16 protein-coding genes and 1 riboswitch are annotated in these 18,814 nt (G+C 28.6%); of the genes, 2 read left to right on the forward strand and 14 right to left on the reverse strand.

From position 1 onward, the window contains the following. Positions 1-25: 25 nt before the first annotated feature. The 10 genes from CS899_RS03360 to CS899_RS03405 all read right to left on the reverse strand — a co-directional run bounded on the left by CS899_RS03360 (position 26) and on the right by CS899_RS03405 (position 12,678). Complete coding sequence (locus tag CS899_RS03360) at positions 26-4,447, reverse strand: BspA family leucine-rich repeat surface protein (RefSeq protein ID WP_099203532.1); 4,422 nt, start codon at positions 4,445-4,447, stop codon at positions 26-28. Between the two features lie 168 nt (positions 4,448-4,615). Then, positions 4,616-5,179 carry a VanZ family protein gene (locus CS899_RS03365; RefSeq protein WP_099203533.1) on the reverse strand — a complete coding sequence of 188 codons (564 nt, stop codon included), beginning with the start codon at positions 5,177-5,179 and terminating at the stop codon, positions 4,616-4,618. 2 nt (positions 5,180-5,181) lie between these two features. Next, the gene (gene metK / locus CS899_RS03370; protein WP_099203534.1) at positions 5,182-6,366 is read right to left on the reverse strand and encodes a methionine adenosyltransferase; all 1,185 of its coding nucleotides are present in this window, start codon (positions 6,364-6,366) and stop codon (positions 5,182-5,184) included. Between the two features lie 351 nt (positions 6,367-6,717). Then, positions 6,718-6,812, reverse strand: a riboswitch (SAM riboswitch). Between the two features lie 53 nt (positions 6,813-6,865). Further along, positions 6,866-7,345 carry a 2-C-methyl-D-erythritol 2,4-cyclodiphosphate synthase gene (gene ispF / locus CS899_RS03375; RefSeq protein ID WP_099203535.1) on the reverse strand — a complete coding sequence of 160 codons (480 nt, stop codon included), beginning with the start codon at positions 7,343-7,345 and terminating at the stop codon, positions 6,866-6,868. Next, entirely contained in the window at positions 7,323-8,057 is a 735-nt protein-coding gene (gene ispD, locus CS899_RS03380) for a 2-C-methyl-D-erythritol 4-phosphate cytidylyltransferase (protein ID WP_099203536.1), read from the reverse strand. Before ispD ends, ispF begins: the two co-directional genes overlap by 23 nt. A 64-nt stretch (positions 8,058-8,121) precedes the next feature. Further along, positions 8,122-9,210 (reverse strand): PIN/TRAM domain-containing protein, encoded by a 1,089-nt coding sequence (locus CS899_RS03385; protein WP_099203537.1) that lies wholly within the window; start codon positions 9,208-9,210, stop codon positions 8,122-8,124. 35 nt (positions 9,211-9,245) lie between these two features. Next, entirely contained in the window at positions 9,246-9,725 is a 480-nt protein-coding gene (locus CS899_RS03390) for a CarD family transcriptional regulator (protein WP_099203538.1), read from the reverse strand. A 111-nt stretch (positions 9,726-9,836) separates the two neighbouring features. Then, a complete protein-coding gene (locus CS899_RS03395; RefSeq protein ID WP_099203539.1) occupies positions 9,837-10,106 on the reverse strand; it encodes a metal-sensing transcriptional repressor in 270 nt (89 codons plus the stop codon). Then, positions 10,106-10,312: a heavy-metal-associated domain-containing protein gene (locus CS899_RS03400; protein WP_099203540.1), complete on the reverse strand. Its 207-nt coding sequence runs from the start codon at positions 10,310-10,312 to the stop codon at positions 10,106-10,108. Before CS899_RS03400 ends, CS899_RS03395 begins: the two co-directional genes overlap by 1 nt. 14 nt (positions 10,313-10,326) lie before the next feature. After that, entirely contained in the window at positions 10,327-12,678 is a 2,352-nt protein-coding gene (locus tag CS899_RS03405) for a heavy metal translocating P-type ATPase (protein ID WP_099203541.1), read from the reverse strand. 188 nt (positions 12,679-12,866) lie between these two features. Between CS899_RS03405 and CS899_RS03410 the strand changes: the two genes are divergently transcribed. Continuing rightward, positions 12,867-14,315 carry a nicotinate phosphoribosyltransferase gene (locus CS899_RS03410; protein ID WP_242491866.1) on the forward strand — a complete coding sequence of 483 codons (1,449 nt, stop codon included), beginning with the start codon at positions 12,867-12,869 and terminating at the stop codon, positions 14,313-14,315. Between the two features lie 142 nt (positions 14,316-14,457). Here CS899_RS03410 and CS899_RS10785 read toward each other — a convergent pair whose 3' ends face one another. Both CS899_RS10785 and CS899_RS03415 read right to left on the reverse strand, forming a co-directional pair. Next, on the reverse strand, positions 14,458-14,607 hold the full coding sequence (locus CS899_RS10785) for a hypothetical protein (protein WP_164995833.1): 150 nt from the start codon (positions 14,605-14,607) through the stop codon (positions 14,458-14,460). Positions 14,608-14,846: 239 nt separating this feature from the next. After that, a complete protein-coding gene (locus CS899_RS03415) occupies positions 14,847-15,029 on the reverse strand; it encodes a hypothetical protein (protein WP_099203542.1) in 183 nt (60 codons plus the stop codon). A gap of 690 nt (positions 15,030-15,719) precedes the next feature. Between CS899_RS03415 and CS899_RS03420 the strand changes: the two genes are divergently transcribed. Continuing rightward, entirely contained in the window at positions 15,720-16,781 is a 1,062-nt protein-coding gene (locus CS899_RS03420) for an acyltransferase (protein WP_242491867.1), read from the forward strand. A 43-nt stretch (positions 16,782-16,824) separates the two neighbouring features. Here CS899_RS03420 and CS899_RS03425 read toward each other — a convergent pair whose 3' ends face one another. Both CS899_RS03425 and CS899_RS03430 read right to left on the reverse strand, forming a co-directional pair. Continuing rightward, positions 16,825-17,343, reverse strand: coding sequence for an adenine phosphoribosyltransferase (locus tag CS899_RS03425; RefSeq protein ID WP_099203544.1), 519 nt, complete (start codon positions 17,341-17,343; stop codon positions 16,825-16,827). 11 nt (positions 17,344-17,354) lie between these two features. Next, positions 17,355-18,803, reverse strand: a complete 1,449-nt coding sequence (locus tag CS899_RS03430; protein WP_099203545.1) for a TrkH family potassium uptake protein — start codon at positions 18,801-18,803, stop codon at positions 17,355-17,357. Positions 18,804-18,814: the final 11 nt, after the last annotated feature.

Here is an 18,814-nt window from a genome sequence, read left to right on the forward strand (position 1 = left end):
TAGAATATCTACCTCTTAGTTTATTTTATTTGTTTATATAATCCATAACTACCTTAGGTACAGATGTCTTATTTGAAAGAACTATTGGTGCTTTGTTCTTTGATGCATATACTGAACCTACTATTGCATCTGGGAAGTTCTCGCCACTTGCTATTACTATATGATTTGGTGTTGGATATACAGATTTTGCAATTTTTACTGATGTGTCGTATCTGTTTGCTCCTGATATCCTTGTGGATTTTGTAATTTTATTTACTGTACTTTGTGCTTTATTTGAAACCGCTACTTCTCCTCCACCTATTGTAACTTTTCCTACTTTCCAACCCTTTAATGCTTTTTCTGTGTTTTGTTCTAATTCTTTTGATGTTGTTAGTAGTATTGGTGTGTTATTTTGCATAGCTTTTGTTGTCATTGCTATTGCATCTGGGAAGTTTTCTCCTGAAACAAGTATTGCTTCTGTTTTGTCTCCGCCTTCTTTTCTTATTCTTTCTCCTACTTTAACTGCTGTTCCATATCTACTCGCTCCCACTATTCTTTCTATTTTATATTTTGATAGTGGTTTTTCTACGTTTTTAGATATTGCTCCTTCTCCACCTATTATTATTATTTTTGTAGGTGAAAGTCTTTGTATTTCTGTTAGTATTTCTTTTGGAAGACTTGCTTTACTTGTTAATAGTATTGGTGAGTCCATTGTGTTTGCTAGTACTGTTGCTGTTAATTTGTCTGCATAGTTTTCTCCACTTGCAAGTATTACTATATCTGCTTTTTTGTAAGAGTTTTTACTAACGCTTACTGATGTTGTATATCTATTTGAGCCTGCTAGTCTTGTTGGTTTGTACTTGCTTAGTTGTTTTGATATGTTGTTACTTAAGACTGCATCTCCTCCTACTAATGTTATTTTCTTTGTTTCTGGTACTGTAGGGTTTTCTTTATATTTTGCATATAGTGTTAGGTTACTTGTTACTGGCAATTCAAAGTTATATGCTTTTGTAAGTTCTTTGTCTGTGTACCAGCCTTCAAAGCTATGGTTTACTTTACTTACTTTTTCTGGTGTTATTTTATTTCCTTCTTCTACTGTAATTTCTTTTGCTGTTGTTGTTCCATCTATAAATTTTCCACCATTTGGTTCATATCTTACTGTATGTTCTACATAGTCTTTTAACTGTGCATATAGTGTTATTTTTTCTTTATAGCTATTTTCATCAATATTTAATACAACATTTAGTGGATATTCTGTTCCTGTTCCATCTGCTTTTGTATTCCAGCTAACTATACTTTTTCCTTCTATTGTAAAATCTTTTCTTCCCTTTGTTTTGTATTCTTCTAGTACAGATACATCGGTATCTTTACCTAGTTCTACCTCTCCATTCATATATATAACTTCGTATTTTAATGGTACTCTACTATATGTGTCTGGGTTTGTTCCATCGTAGTTTGTTACAAATTCATTTGTTGTATTGTATAATGTTCCTGTCTTTTCGCCTATCCAACTATCTGTATATGGATAGCTTCCTTTTGGAAGATAGGTATATTCCACAAATTTAATTTTTTCTCCTAAAGTAATACTTTCTAATGAGAAAGTATTTCCGAATATACCACTCATAAAATCAACATTACTAGTATCCCAATTTGATAAATCTAGAGTTTTTAATGAACTTGCTCCGAAAAACATATATGACATACTATTAACTTTACTAGTATCCCAATTTGATACATTTAAGTTTTTCAATGTAGTAGCATTATTAAACATATATCTCATATTAGTAACATTACTAGTATCCCAGTTTGATGCTTCTATACTTTCTAATGAACTAGCCCCAAAAAACATATATGATATATTAATAACATTACTTGTATCCCATCTTGATGCATCTAAACTTTTTAATGAACTAGCTTCACTAAACATATATGACATATTAGTAACATTACTTGTATCCCATCTTGATGCATCTAAACTTTTTAATGAACTAGCTTCACTAAACATATATGACATATTAGTAACATTACTTGTATCCCAACTTGATACATTTAGACTTTTTAATGAACTTGCTCCAGAAAACATACCTGACATAGTAATAACATTACTTGTATCCCAGTTTGATACATCTAAATTTTCTAGTGAACTAGTTTCTGAAAACATGCCTGACATATATACAACATTACTTGTATCCCAATTTGATACATCTAAACTTTCTAATGAACCTGTGCCAAAAAACACTCTATACATATTTGCAACATTGCTAGTATCCCAACTTGATACATTTAGACTTTTTAATGAACTTGCTCCATAAAACATAAGTTCCATACGAGTAACATTACTTGTATCCCAGCTGGATATATCTAGATTCTCTAATGAACTAGTTCCATTAAACATACTTGACATATTAGTAACTTTACTTGTATCCCAACTGGATATATCTAAATTCTCTAATGAACTATTACTTACAAACATATATGAAATATCAGTAACATTACTTGTATTCCATGTTGATATATCTAAACTTTCTAATGAATTTACTCCTTCAAACATACTATTCATCGAAGTAACATTGCTAGTATTTAAATTATTTCCATTTTCTATACTTTTTAAATTATTTAAATATTTTCCATTTAAGTTACTACTAAAAAGATACCTACTATCAGCAGGTGCTACTACCTCTCCAGCTAATGTGATTTTTAAGATATCTGAACTTGATACTTCCTCTTTATTCCAAGGAGAATTATTATAATCAGTTAATTCTCCTGCACCTACAACAAGTTCTCCTGTATCATAGTAAAATGTCCATGGACATGTTCCCCATGTTCCTGTTACTGTATATCCTGGTACTGGGTTTTCTTTATATTTTGCATATAATGTTATATCACTTGTTACTGCTAATTCAAAGTTATATGCTTTTGTAAGTTCTTTGTCTGTATACCACCCTTCAAAACTATGGTTTTCTTTACTTACATTTTCTGGTGTTATTTTATTTCCTTTTTCTACTTTAATTTTTTTTGCTGTTGTTGTTCCATCAGTAAATTGCCCACCATTTGGTTCATATCTTACTGTATATTCTACATAGTCTTCTAGCTGTGCATATAGAACCATTGTTACTATATAACTATGTACGTCTATATTTAATACAGAATTTAGTGGATATTTTTTTCCTGTTCCATCTGCTTTTTTATTCCAACTAACTATCTTTTTCCCTTCTATTGTAAATTCTTTTCCATCTTTTGTTTTGTATTCATCTAATACAGATATATTACCATCTCTACCTAATTCTGTATCACCATTCATATATATAACTTCGTACTTTAATGGTATTCTATTATATATATCTGGATTTGTTCCATCGTAATTTGTTACAAATTCATTTGTTGTATTATATAACTTCCCTGTATTTTTACCTAACCAGCTATCTGAATATGGAAAACTTCCTGTTGGTAATCCATTATATTCATTAAATTTAAAGTTTTTTCCTAAGCAAATACTTCCTAGTGCTTTAGTTTGATAAAACATATCAACCATATAAACATTACTAGCATTCCAGTTAGATAAATCTAGACTTTTTAATGATATAGCTTGGTAAAACATATTTGCCATATTTCTAGTATTACTTACATCCCAGTTTGATACATCTAGACTTTTTAATGAACCCGCTCCTCGAAACATACCTTCCATATTTTTTACATTACTTACATCCCAGTTTGATACATCTAGACTTTTTAATGAACCTGCACCAAAAAATACCCTATACATATTTGTAACATTGCTAGTATCCCAACTTGATACATTTAGATTTTCTAATGAATAAGTTCCAGAAAACATAGCTGACATACTAGTAACATTACTTGTATCCCAGTTTGATACATCTAAACTTTTTAACGAAGTAGCGCTATAAAACATAACTGACATACTAGTAACATTACTTGTATCCCAACTTGATACATCTATACTTTCTAATGAGCCTAAGCAATAAAACATATATGACATATTAGTAACATTGCTTGTATCTAAATTATTTCCATTTTCTATGTATTTTAATTCACCTAAATATTTTTGAGAGTTATGACTACTAAAAAGATAGCTACTATTAGCAGGTGCTATTACTTCTCCATCTAAAGTGATTTTCAAGATATCTAAAGATGGTATTTCACCTTTATTCCATGGAGAATTTGTATAACCAGTTAATTCTCCTGCCCCTATAACAAGTTCTCCTGTATCTGCGTGAAATGTCCAATGACATGTTCCCCATGTTCCTGTTACTGTATTTTCACCTTGTTTTGTTATATTCTCTTTTACTAGTTCTTCAACCTCTTCTTTTTCTACTGTTAAGTCTTCGCTAACTTTAACTTCTTCTTTTGGTAAATCGTTTTCTATTGTTGTAGCATACACAGGTACTACTTGAAACAAAATACTAAGTAATAATAAACTTGCTAAAATAACTTTACTTTTCTCTTTCATATAAACTCTCCTTTTTAATATGCAACTCTTTAAAATACCTAATTTTCAACAGGTTTTTGTATCTTTATTATACTAAAGTATCTATATGTGCGCAAACTATTTTAAATTCCATTAAATATAAATAAAATATATTTAAGTAAAAAAATAAAAGCAAATTTTTATCTGCTTTTATTTTTTTACTATTCTAGTCCATAGTGGTAATACTACCTTAAATGATATAAACATTCCAACAACATACCCTGCAGTATTAAGAATTATATCGTCTATATCTACTACTCTATACTGAAATCCTATTATTAATCCTATTAACCCTTGTGTTAATTCTATTGCACAAGTTGTACCTAATCCTATTAAAAACATAAATCTTTTAGATTTTTTGTTCTCAAATATTATCGATACAAACACTCCAAGTGGAAGTAATAGTATAAAATTTCCACCTATTTGTTTTAGTGCATACCCAAAGCTTGTGTCTTTTATAAAACTTATTATAATTTTAAACGGTACAAAGTTTTGAATATCTCCAAGTCCTGTTTTTAACCTATAAATTTCTATTAATCTACTTTGATAAGGTATTGGAAAAAATACCACATCTATTAGTAGTAAAATATATATTACAAACAACATTTTAAAAATAGATTTGTAAATTCTGCTTTTTTTCTTTATTATTTTATATATTTCTAATATTAGTACAACTAGAAATATACTTATTCCAAAAAAATCAAAATTTATCATTATTATTTACTTAATTCTTTTTTTAATTCTTCTACTCTATCCGTTTTTTCCCAAGGTACATCTATATCTTCCCTACCAAAATGTCCGTAAGCAGCAGTTTGCTTATAGATTGGTCTTCTTAAGTTAAGTTTATCTATTATAGCTGCTGGTCTTGTATCAAAGTTTTCTTCTACTATTTCTGAAAGCCTTTCTTCTGAAACTTTAGCAGTTCCAAATGTATCTACATATATTGAAACTGGTTTTGCTACGCCTATTGCATAAGAAAGTCCTACTTCTGCTTTTTCTGCAAGTCCTGCCGCCACTATATTTTTAGCAATATATCTTGCCATATAAGCTCCTGAACGGTCTACTTTTGTAGGATCTTTTCCTGAGAATGCTCCTCCTCCGTGTCTTCCAAATCCACCATAGGTATCTACTATTATCTTTCTTCCTGTAAGCCCAGAATCTCCCATTGGCCCACCTATTTCAAAACGACCTGTTGGGTTTATATAAAATCTTGTATTTTCATCTATTAATTCTGCTGGTATTACTTTTAAAATTAATTCGTTTTTTATGTCTTCGCGAAGCTGTTCTGTAGTAACATTAGGATCATGTTGTGTTGAAATAACCACTGCATCTACTCTGACTGGTTTATCATCTATATACTCTACTGTAACTTGAGATTTACCGTCTGGTCTTAGATATTTTAATGTTCCATTTTTTCTAAGATTTGTTAATTCTCTAGTTAATTTATGCGCAAGGCTTATAGTAAGTGGCATTAGTTCCTTAGTTTCGTTACAAGCATATCCAAATACCATTCCTTGGTCACCTGCACCAATTCTATTGTATTTATCTTCGTCTGTTTCTTTATATTCTATTGAATTATCAACTCCTAAGGCTATGTCTTGTGACTGTTCATTTATTGATGTTATTACTGCACATGTGTCGCAATCAAAACCGTACTTACCTCTGTCATAACCTATTTCTCTTACTGTTTCTCTCACTATATTTTGAACATCAACATATGTCGATGTTGTTATCTCACCCATAACATATACTGTTCCTGTTGTTGTTATAGTTTCACACGCTACCCTTGCGTCACTATCTTTTTCTATTATTGCATCCAACACCGCATCTGATATTTGGTCACATATTTTATCAGGGTGTCCTTCTGTCACTGATTCTGATGTAAATAATTTTCTCTTCAATCTTTTCCCTACTTTCTCTGTAAATTTATTTATATACCTTAAATTATTTTTATAATTACATTACCTTTTGTGTTTATTTGTTAACAGTTTAATTCACAATGTCTGTTATTAAGTATCTGTAACAACTTACCACAATACACAGTCGACTTCTTCTAATCACAACTTCTCTGTTCTTTGTAAATCTTTATGTTTTCCTGTTATATCAAAATCTTTGATTTTGTTTATATAACAGATGCAATCTGTTATCCAAATATAGAATATTTGGTTAAAACAGTCTACTGACCTACTACGAAATCAAATATTTCTGTTAGATCATAAAAATAGACCTTACTGAAAAGCAAGGTCTAAAAAATCTTATTTTTCAGTATTAACTGCAGGATTTAGCACCTAACTTAATAGGTTGCCGGGTTTCAAAGGGCCAGTCCCTCCACCACTCTTAATAAGGTATATTCTGTTTATATCTTAGTAATGCTATATAATGATAACACTTACTAATTTATTAATCAACTATTTTTTCTAATAATACGACTGCATAAGTAGATATTCCTTCTTCTCTACCTTCAAATCCAAGTTGTTCTGTTGTTGTCGCTTTTATTGAAACATTTTCCATTTCTGTTTTTAAAATATTTGCTATAACTTTTCTCATTTCATCTATATATGGAGCAAGTTTTGGTTTCTGTGCCGCTATTACTGCATCAATATTACCTATTTTATATCCTTTTTCAAGCATTATAGCTACTACGTTTCCCAAAAGCTTTTTTGAATCTATGTCCTTATACTTCATATCTGTATCTGGAAACAATTTTCCTATGTCTCCTAATGCAAGAGCTCCAAGAATAGAGTCCATAATAGCATGTATGCACACATCTGCATCTGAATGACCTAAAAGCCCCATTGAATGTTCTACTTTTATTCCACCTATTATTAAGTCTCTTCCTTTTACTAATTTATGAACATCATACCCTATTCCTATTCTCATTTTGTTCCTCCGTTTTTGCTATTATTTCAGCAAATAGCAAATCTTCTTTTGTAGTTATTTTTATATTACTATAACTTCCGTCTATTATTTTTACTTTTTCACCTATTACTTCCATTAATGAAGAATCGTCTGTTACTTGTATATCTTCTTGGAAACACTTTTTATATGCACTAACTAATAAATCCCTTTTAAATACTTGTGGCGTTTGTGCATTATAAAGGTATTTTCTTTTAGGTGTATATGCAATAGTTTTGTCTTCTCTAATACTTTTTATAGTATCTTTTGCTGGTACTGCTACAACTACTGCATTATATTCTTTCATAGCTTTTATAGAATTCAAAATAATCTCTTTTGTTACAAATGGTCTTACACCATCATGACAAAGAATAATACTATTATTTTCACTTGTCTCTAAAAGTCCATTATATGTAGATTCTTCTCGAGTTTTCCCACCTATTACTATTTTTACTTTTGAGCTATACTTATTTTTTAGATTATTATAATAATCTAAATCATCCTTTCTAATTATAATTATAATTTCATTTATTAAATTTATGTCATAAAATTTTTTTAATGTTCGTTCAATTATTGATACTCCATTTATTTCAATAAATTGCTTAGGCTTATTGTGACCCATTCTAGTTCCACTTCCTGCTGCTGTTAAAATCACAGAAATGCCTATATTTTTAAAGTTACTATTTAACGTATTCATACAAAAATTATATCATAAATCAATATGTACAAATAAAAAAGATAGAATTTTAAATTCTATCTTTTTATTTATTAATTCTAACAAATATCATTTTGCCTGCTGCTGTTTGTAAAACAGATGTTACAAGAGTTTCTACTGTTTTTCCTATAAACTTTTTACCATCTTCTACAACAACCATAGTACCATCATCTAAATATGCTAAACCTTGATTTGACTCTTTACCATCTTTTATTATAGTTACTGTCATTTGCTCTCCAGGTATTACTATTGGCTTCATTGCATTTGCAAGTTCATTAATATTTAAAACTCTTATGTTCCTAACTGCTGCAACTTTATTTAAGTTGTAGTCATTTGTAATAACAGTTGCTTTTAGTTCTTTAGCAAGCTGCAATATCTTAGAATCAACCTCTTCTATTTCAGGATATCTTTTCTGTGTTACTTCAACATCACTTGTCGTTATGTTTTGTATTAACTTTAATACATCAAGCCCACGTCTTCCTTTTTGTCTTCTAAGATCATTATCTGAATCTGCAATATGCTGTAATTCTTCTAATACAAATATAGGAACTAATATTTTTCCATCTATAAACCCAGCTTCTATAATATCTTTTATCCTTCCATCTATAATTACAGAAGTATCAAGTATCTTTACATATTGTTCATTTGATTTCTTTACAGTTTTTTCTTTAGGTGTTCTTAATTTATGTATTGTAGTATTAATGTCTTCTCGATTTATTCTACCTATACGCATTCCTAGGTAACCTAATGCTATGTAAATAACAATTACTATAATAACCATAGGAATATTTCCTACATATGGTAATTTAATTTCATAAAGTGGCTTTGTTACTAAAGTTGCAATAACTAACCCAATTATCATACCTACCAATCCAAATATCATGTCACTCATAGGTAATTTAGTAATTTCAAGTTCCGCTAATTTAGTTGACTTGTCTATACTTTTAATAATTTTGGGAAATATAAAATAAAAAATCAAAGAAAAAATTATAATACCAGAAATATAAATTACTGTTGTTACCATGCCTCCACCAAACTTCTTTAAAATTTCCATTTGATCAAGTATATACACAACAGTAAACCCAAAAATTCCACCTAATAAGATTATAAAGAAATTAAAAAACTTCTTCGCCATTTCTCACCTCCTTGTTATTTTCTAATTATTACTTATTATAATGAAATCAAGCTTAAAATTTTATCTTCAATTTCTGAAGCTGATTTATCCTTTACTACAGAAATTTCAGATATCAACATTTTTTTAGAGGTTGTTAATAGTTTCTTCTCAGCCATTGAAAGACCCTTTTCTTCATCTAAGATATATAACTCTTTGAAAACTGACGATATTTCATATAAATCTCCTGTTCTTAACTTTTCAAGATTATCTTTATATCTTTGATTCCAATTAGCGTTAACTTCTCCTTGTTTTGTAGATAAAATAGAATATACTTCATCTACTATATCTGTACTAACAACAGTTCTTATTCCTACATCATTTACTTTATCCACAGGTATAGATATCTTTATTTCCCCTACTGGCATCTTAAAAATGAAATATTCTTTTTTTATACCTAGAATATCCTTCTCTTCTTTTTTTACTATTACACCTGCTCCATGCATTGGATAAACTATTTTATCACCTATATCGAACATCCTATCTCACCTCATGGGATAATTATATAACAAAATCATTAAATAGTAAATAAAACTAAAATTATATCACATCTTATATCATTGTCAAGTATATAAAGTAAGAGCTAACTCTCACTTTATATACTTGTCTATTACAGTTATTATTTCATTTATTTTTTCTTCGCCATCTTCTTTGTTACTTCTTACTGCATCAGTAACGCAAGTCTTTAAATGATCATTTAAAATGTCAATATTAGCTTTTTTTATTTGTCCTATCATTGCAAGAAGCTGTGTGGAAATGTCAACGCAGTATCTATCCTCCTCTAACATTTTTATTACTCCATCCATTTGCCCTCTTACAATTTTCAATTTCTTTAGAGCCTTTGCTTTTCCTTCTTTCATTACTCTACTTTAGAAACGTCGAAGCCTATACCTTCAACTGCATCAACTAAAACTTTATCTTCTAAATCATCACCTTCAACTGTAACTAATTTAGTATCTAAGTTAACATCAACATTATTTACACCAGCTACTTCTACTAATGCACTTTTTACAGATTTTTCACAATGTGAGCAAGTCATTCCTTTAACTTCTAAAATTTTTTTCATTTTAATTCCTCCTATTATTTTTTAAAGTTTTTTAATCTAAGCGAATTTGTAACAACAGATACTGAGCTAAATGCCATAGCAAGTCCAGCTATCATTGGATTTAAAAACCCAAGAGCTGCAACTGGTATCCCTATTGTATTGTAGAAAAACGCCCAGAATAAGTTTTGTTTTATTGTTCTCATAGTTTTATTACTAAGTTTTATACTAGTTACTACAGAACGTAAATCTCCATTTATTATGGTAATATCTGAAGCTTCTATTGCAATATCCGTTCCTGTTCCTATTGCAAATCCAATATCTGCCTCAACAAGTGCAGGAGCATCGTTTATTCCATCTCCAACCATACCTACAACTTTTCCAGTTGATTTAATTTCTTTTACCTTGTTAGCTTTGTCATTTGGTAAAACTTCAGCTAAAATATTTTTTATTCCAACCCTTTTTCCTATAGCTTCAGCTGTTTTTATGCTATCACCAGTAATCATATAGACATCTATTCCCTTACTTTGAAGTTCATCTATAGCTTCTTTAGAAGTAGATTTTATTTCATCTGCAACAGAAATTATTCCAAGTAAATTTTCTTCATCTGCTATGAGAAGAGGAGTTTGCCCTTTTTCCTGAAATTCATCTATATCACTTTCAATGTAGTTTATGCTTTTTTTATTTAAAAGTTTCTTACTTCCAATATAGTATTTTTTGCTATTTATACTACCTTCAATTCCCATTCCTGTTATTGAATTAAAATCCTTTACATCTTCTAGTTTATAATTTTTTTCTTCTGAGTATTTAACAACAGCTTCTCCAAGAGGATGTTCACTAATTTTTTCAAGAGATGCTGTTAGAACTACAAGAGCTTCTTCATTAACGTGGTTATAATTTTTTATATCTATAGCTGAAGGTTTTCCTTCTGTAATAGTACCAGTCTTATCAAATACTATAGCGTTCATTTCATATGCTCTTTCTAAGTATTCTCCAGACTTAATTAATATTCCAAGTTCAGCACCTTTACCCGTTCCAACCATAATAGCTGTTGGTGTAGCAAGCCCTAGAGAACACGGACAAGCTATTACTAAAACTGCAACTGAATTCATTACTGCAGAATCTAAATTACCTTTAATAAAATATACCGATATAAAAGTAATTAAAGCTATTACTATAACCGATGGAACAAATATACCAGATATTTTATCAGCAAGTCTTTGTACTGGTGCTTTATGACCTTGAGCATCTTCTACAAGTTTTATAATTTGTGAAAGCATAGTATCTTTTCCAATCTTTTTAGCCTCAAATTTTATAAAACCATTTTTGTTTATAGTTGCTCCTATAACTTCATCTCCAATTGTTTTTTCAACTGGTATAGACTCACCTGTAATCATGGATTCATCTATATTAGTATTTCCAAAAACAATTGTACCATCAACTGGAATTTTTTCTCCTGGTTTAACTAAAACTACATCATTAATTTCTACTTCTTCAACAGGTATTTCTATTTCTTCTCCATTTCTTTCTACAATAGCAGTTTTTGCTTGTAGCTCTAGAAGCTTGTTAATAGCATCTGTTGTTCTAGTTTTAGCACGTTTTTCAAAATATTTACCTAAAAGAATAAGAGTTATAATAACTGCTGAAGACTCAAAGTAAAGATCTGGTGAGCCTATAATTACATGGTATATTGAAAAGAAATATGCCGCTGATGTTCCCATAGCTATAAGAACATCCATATTTGCTCCTCCACCTCTAAGTGAATTAAAGGCAGCCTTGTAAAATCTCTTACCTATAAAAAACTGAACTGGTGTAGCAAGTAATAGTTGAAACCATCCTTGGCTTAAAATAGTATGAATACCTGCCATATGAAAAAACATTGCCGAAAATAAAGGAATCGTAAAAATAGCCGAAATAATTAAATCTCTTTTTAAATCCTTTAATTCTTTTATATCATTGTTTACTACATTGTCATCTTCATGTAAAACTTTACCTTTGAAACCTGCCTTTTCTACAGCCTTTACTAATTCATCTTCAGAAACCAAGCCATTTCTAAAAGTAACTGTACCAATATTTTGTAATGAATTTATACTAACTTCCTCTACTGGCAATTTCCTTATTAATTTCTCTATCCTTGCAGAACAAGCTTCACACGTCATTCCCTCTATATTTAATTTTACTGTTTCTTTTGGAACTTCAAAACCTGTAGCTTCAATTTTTTGTACAATGATATTTTTGTCTACATTATCTCCTGCATTCATCGTCGCAATTCCCGTTACAGAATTTACATTTATTTCAGATAACCCATCAACTTTAGATAACACTTTTTCTATTCTTGATGAACAAGATTGACAGGTCATTCCATTAACTTTAATATTTAAAGTTTTCATATATTCTCCTTATTTAATATTTTTAGTACCTATAAATCTAATAACCATATACCCCCCCTGGGTATATTTAAATTATATTCTTATTGATAACTAATGTCAAATTTCTTTTTAAAAGTTCTTTATATTTCTAGCAAAATACTTTATACTAATATTGCATGTAAATTAAACTTTTAGGGAGGTTAATTTTGATTAACTGGAAAATAACTCATAATTTAACGATGCTTTCAGATTTTTATGAGTTTACAATGGCCAATGGCTATTTAGAAAAAAATAAAGAAAACGTCATAACTTATTTTGACTTATACTTTAGAAATGTTCCTGACAATGGTGGTTTTGCTATAGTAGCTGGTCTTGAGCAATTTATTAAATATATAAAAAATTTAAAATTTGAAAAACATGAAATTGACTACTTTAAAAACAAAAATATCTTTTCTGATAAATTTATAAATTACTTAGAAAATTTTGATTTTAAATGTGATATTTGGGCAATGCCTGAAGGTTCGATAGCTTTCCCTAATGAACCTTTAATGGTAGTAAGAGGCCCTGCTGTTCAAGCTCAATTTATTGAAACTATGGCATTACTTTGCCTAAATCATCAAACTCTAATCGCTACAAAAGCCAACAGAATCGTAAGAGCTGCCGAAGGCAGAGCTATTATGGAATTTGGCGCAAGAAGAGCTCAAGGACCAGATGCTGCAACTTTTGGCGCAAGAGCTGCCTATATTGGAGGAGTAGCAGGAACGTCTAATACTTTGACTGACTTACTCTATGGAGTACCTGCTCTTGGAACAATGGCTCATTCATGGGTTATGATGTTCGAAAATGAATATGAAGCTTTTAAAGCATATGCTGAAACTTTTCCAGATGATGTTACGCTTTTAGTTGACACATATGATACATTAAAAGAAGGTGTTCCAAATGCTATAAAAGTATTTGACAATATTTTGAAACCGCTTGGAAAACGTCCTAAGGCTATAAGATTAGATAGTGGTGATATTGCGTATATATCTAAACAAGCTAGAGTAATGCTAGATAATGCAGGTTATGAAGATTGTAAAATTGTAGCTTCTAATGCTTTAGACGAATACAAAATAAGAGGTTTAATAGACCAAGGTGCAAAGGTTAATACTTTTGGTGTTGGAGAAAGACTAATAACTTCTAAATCCAACCCTGTTTTTGGAGGAGTTTATAAATTGGTTGCCATTGAAGATGGCGATGAAATAATCCCTAAGATAAAAATAAGTGAAAATGTCGAAAAAATTACAACACCTGGTTTTAAACAGATATATAGACTTTATGACAATGCCACAAAAAAAGCTGAAGCTGATTTAGTTTGCCTTTCAGATGAAACAATAGATGAAAGTAAACCATTAGAAATTTTCCATCCAATCCACACTTGGAAAAGAAAAACTTTAACCAATTTTACTGCAAAACCTCTTTTAATACCTATATTCAAAGAAGGTGAGTTTGTTTATAATGCACCTTCACTTAACAATATACGTACTTTCTGCCAAAATGAATTAGAAACCCTTTGGGATGAAGTCAAAAGATTTGAATATCCGCATTTATATATCGTCGACCTATCTCAAGAACTTTGGGATTTAAAACGCAATCTTTTAAGCAATAGAAATAAATAGTAAAATTATTCAAATATAAAATAATAAATTTCTAATATGTAAAAAAACCAAAAAGGCTAGATAGTTAATCCTTTTGGTTTTTTTACATATTTTCTCATTCTAAGTAATCTTTTTTTACAAATATTAAATACTTTATCTTTAATTATATATCATTTGTTTTAGATAATTCTTCCTCAATAATATCTGTATATTCTTTATCTATTGATACATCTTTCTCTTCAATTAATGTACAAAATATAGTTGCAAAAATTAACAAAAACAAAATCGATACTTTAAAACTTCTTTTTCCCATAAAATATTCTCCTAATAAATAACTTATTTATAATTCTAAATTTATGCAAATCTTAATTACATTCCCTTATTAATTAATACGATTTAAAGTGTTGTTTTGTTACAAAAATCCAAATTAAATTTTAATTTTATATTTTTTAATCATATTTTTATATTTTGTACTAATTTTTAATCAAAAAACTCTAAATATTTTCTATAAAATTACTATGTAATAATAAAAAGATTGATGAATCCCTCTACCTATCTAATTATATTTCTATCTGTCCCTATAGAAAAATCTTTTTTATCCATTAAATCTCCTATAGCCTCATAATCTTTCTCTCTGTAATATTCTAATAACTGTTTTAAATACTTATCTTTTACATCATTTCCATTATTATCTTGAATTAATACAGTATCGGGATTGGAAAAAGCGTCATCCATAAAATCTTTAAACTCCTGACTTATTGGCAGCTTTTTTTAATCAGCTAATGTACAAGATACCATACCTAATATTAATATAAACAAAAGGCTAAGTTTGAATTTTTGTATAATATGTCTTTTCATGAAACTATCTCCTAAAATTAAGCAATTAAATATCTAACTTTTACTACTATTATAGTATTTACCATCTTACATATGAATACAATTTAAAACTCTGTTCTGTTACATTTGGGCAAAAAATATAATGCATTTATAATTAATATTACGATATTTTAATATTTAAATAAAAAAGAGAATACATAATGTATTCTCTTTTTTTATTTATCATATCTAACTATATTATTTATATAATATTCACTATTTTTTCTCTTCCTTTTAAATCTTCAAGTTCTATTAAAAATTCCATTGCACTACTATTCTACGACATTCTTTAATTAATTTAGAAATTGTATTTACAGTTCCTTTGTCACTAGTAAATTATCTACTATAGCTATTATATTTTCTTCTCTCTATAACATCTTTATAAACAATTAACTAATATTTACTATATTCAAAATCATATTCTTAACTTAAAATTTCCAATAAAATATAAGTCATAAATGAAATATAAATAATCTATCTTTCTTTTTTTAAATAATCTATAATATAATGTATATGATAAATTATACATTTTAGTGAGGTTTTAACATGATGATTAATAATATACAAAAAAAGCGAGATTTAAATTTAGATCTTGTGAAATGTGTTGCAGTATTTTTTGTACTTTGTGTTCATTTCTTTTTAAAAATTAAATTTTATACTATTCCTATTAAAGGTGTTCCTATGTATATTATGGTGACTCTCAGAACAATTTTTATAGTCTGTGTACCTCTTTTTATTATTTCAACAGGATATTTAATGAGTAAAAAACAGTTAAATAGAAAATATTACTCTGGAATTTTCAATATACTTTTTATATATGTATTTGCTAGCCTTATATGTATCTCTTATAAAATTCATATATTAAATGAATCCTTTAATTTTGGCAAAATAATAAAACAAATTTTAAATTATTCTGCTTCACCATATGCATGGTATGTTGAAATGTATATTTCTTTATTTCTTTTAATACCATTTTTAAATATTCTTTATAATAATTTGAAAAATAAAAAACATAAAATTTGTTTAATTATAACTTTGTTTGTTATCGTTAGCCTTCCATCTTTGCTTAATGCATATAGTATAAAAATAATTCCTGATTGGTGGAAAAATATTTGGCCTTTACTTTACTATTTTATTGGATGTTATATACGAGAATACCAAGTAAAAATAAAATTAAAGCTTTCTTTTTTAATATATTTTTTAATTCTTATAATAAGTTCTTTGTATAATATTATTATTAACTATGAGATTCCTTTTCCATCTTTATCATATAATGGATTTTATGGATGGCAGCCTGTTTTTTCTTCTATTATTTTGTTTGTTATTTTAAAAAATATAAATTTAAAAAATATACCTAAATTATTAAAAAGTTTTATAACTAAAGTATCATCTTTGTCTTTGGGAATATATTTGACTTCTTGGATTGGAGATAATTTAATTTACACTATTTTAAATAAAGAAGTTCCACTTATAACTGACAGACTTTATTATTTTCCTATTATAATAATTTCTGTATTCACTTTATCTATGATAATATCCTGGATTATTACCTCAATATCTTCTTTTTTAGCAAAATATTTGACTTTATTATTAACAAAATACACTAACTAACTTAATTAATAAAAAAGAGAAGACTCAAGTCTTCTCTTTTTTATTAATTATCATATCTAACTATACTCTTTATATAGTACTCGCTATTTTTTTCTCTTCCTTTTAAATCTTCAAGTTCTATTAAAAATTCCATTGCAACTACTATTCCACCGCATTCTTCAATTAATTTAGCAATTGCATTTACAGTTCCACCTGTCGCTAGTAAATCATCTACTATAGCAATTCTATCTCCTTCTTTTATAGCATCTTTATGAACAACTAGCTCATCTTTACCATATTCAAGATCATACTCATAACTTATGGTTTCTGCTGGAAGTTTACCTGGTTTTCTAACAGGAATAAATCCAACTCCTAAAGCATATGCTACTGCTGAGCCAAAAATGAACCCTCTTGCTTCTGGCCCTACAATATAATTTATATTTTTGCCTTTTAAATTTTCAGCTATTATGTCTACAGCTTCTCTAAATGCTTCCTTATCTTTTATTAAAGTAGTTATATCTTTAAAACTTATTCCTTCTTTAGGAAAATTTTCTATAACTCTAATTTTATCTTTTAATTCCATAAATCCTCCAACTAAATCTTTTTCCATGTTTTAGGCGAAAATAAAATCAATATTGGTATTAGCTCAAGTCTTCCTGCTAACATAGATATAGACAGTATAATCTTATTTAAATATGTTACAGATGAAAAATTTGATACTGGACCTACTTCTCCAAGTCCAGGTCCAACATTATTAAATGAAGTAGCCGCCGAACTAAATGCTGTAACAAAATCTTCCATTGTTATACTTAAAGCTCCTAAAATAATTACAAACATTATTATATATATTGCCAAATAGTTCAAAATATTTTCTTTAATATCTCTATCTAGGCTTTTCCCCTCTACACAAATTACTTTTACTCTATTTGGATTTGTAGCTTTTTTAAATTGTGAAATTCCAGATTTAATATATGTTAATACTCTTGAAATTTTAAGTCCCCCAGCTGTAGACCCTGCACAACCACCTACAAACATTAGCATTAAAATTATAAATTTAGAAAATAATGGCCATTTATCATAATTTAATATTGCATATCCTGTAGTTGTTATTATCGAAGAAACTGTAAATAAAATATCTTTTAGTGCCCCAAATATTGTATCATAATATTTCCAAATATTTAATAATATAAGGAGAATAGCTCCTGTTATAATTCCTAGATACCATCTTAATTCTTCATTTTTTAATGCATCTTTAAAATGTCCTAATAATATAAGATAGTATACATTAAAATTCACTCCAAAAACTATCATCCCTATAGATAGCACAACTTCAATATATGTACTATTATATGCAGCAATTCCAGCATTTGAAATACCAAATCCTCCAGTTCCAGCTGTACCAAAAGCTAATAATAAAGAATCAAATAACCCAATTCCTCCAAATAGTAAAAATGTAACTAAAACAATTGTCATCGCTATGTAAATAATATATAGTACTCTTGCACTATCTCTTGCTTTTGCCAAGATTTTACCAAATACCGGCCCTGGTACCTCTGCCTTCATAATTAAAGATGACTGTCCATTTCCTTTTGGCATAACTGCCAATGCAAAAACCAAAATTCCCATTCCACCAATTAGATGAGAAAATGATCTCCAAAACAAATTTGATTTTGAAATAATATCTAAATTCACAATAATACTAGATCCTGTTGTTGTGAATCCACTTACTGATTCAAAGAACGCATCAATAAAATTTGAAATATCACCTGATATTCTAAAAGGTAATGCTCCAAACAGAGAAACTATTATCCATCCTAAAGCAGCTATTATGACGCCTTCTTTGTTATAATACCTGTCAAACTTTTTGCATAATTTTATTAATATACTTCCTACTAATATCATTGTAACCATTGGTATAAAATATGATAATTTATAAATGCTTTCTTCTTTGTATATAAAACTTACTAGAAGTGGAAGCCCCATTAGTATTCCTTCCACTCTTATTAAATGTCCTAATACATACCCTAGTACTTTATAATTCATAACTTCCTCGT

It is taken from the genome of Miniphocaeibacter massiliensis (genome assembly GCF_900232905.1).
Classification (GTDB): Bacteria; Bacillota; Clostridia; order Tissierellales; family Peptoniphilaceae; genus Miniphocaeibacter; species Miniphocaeibacter massiliensis.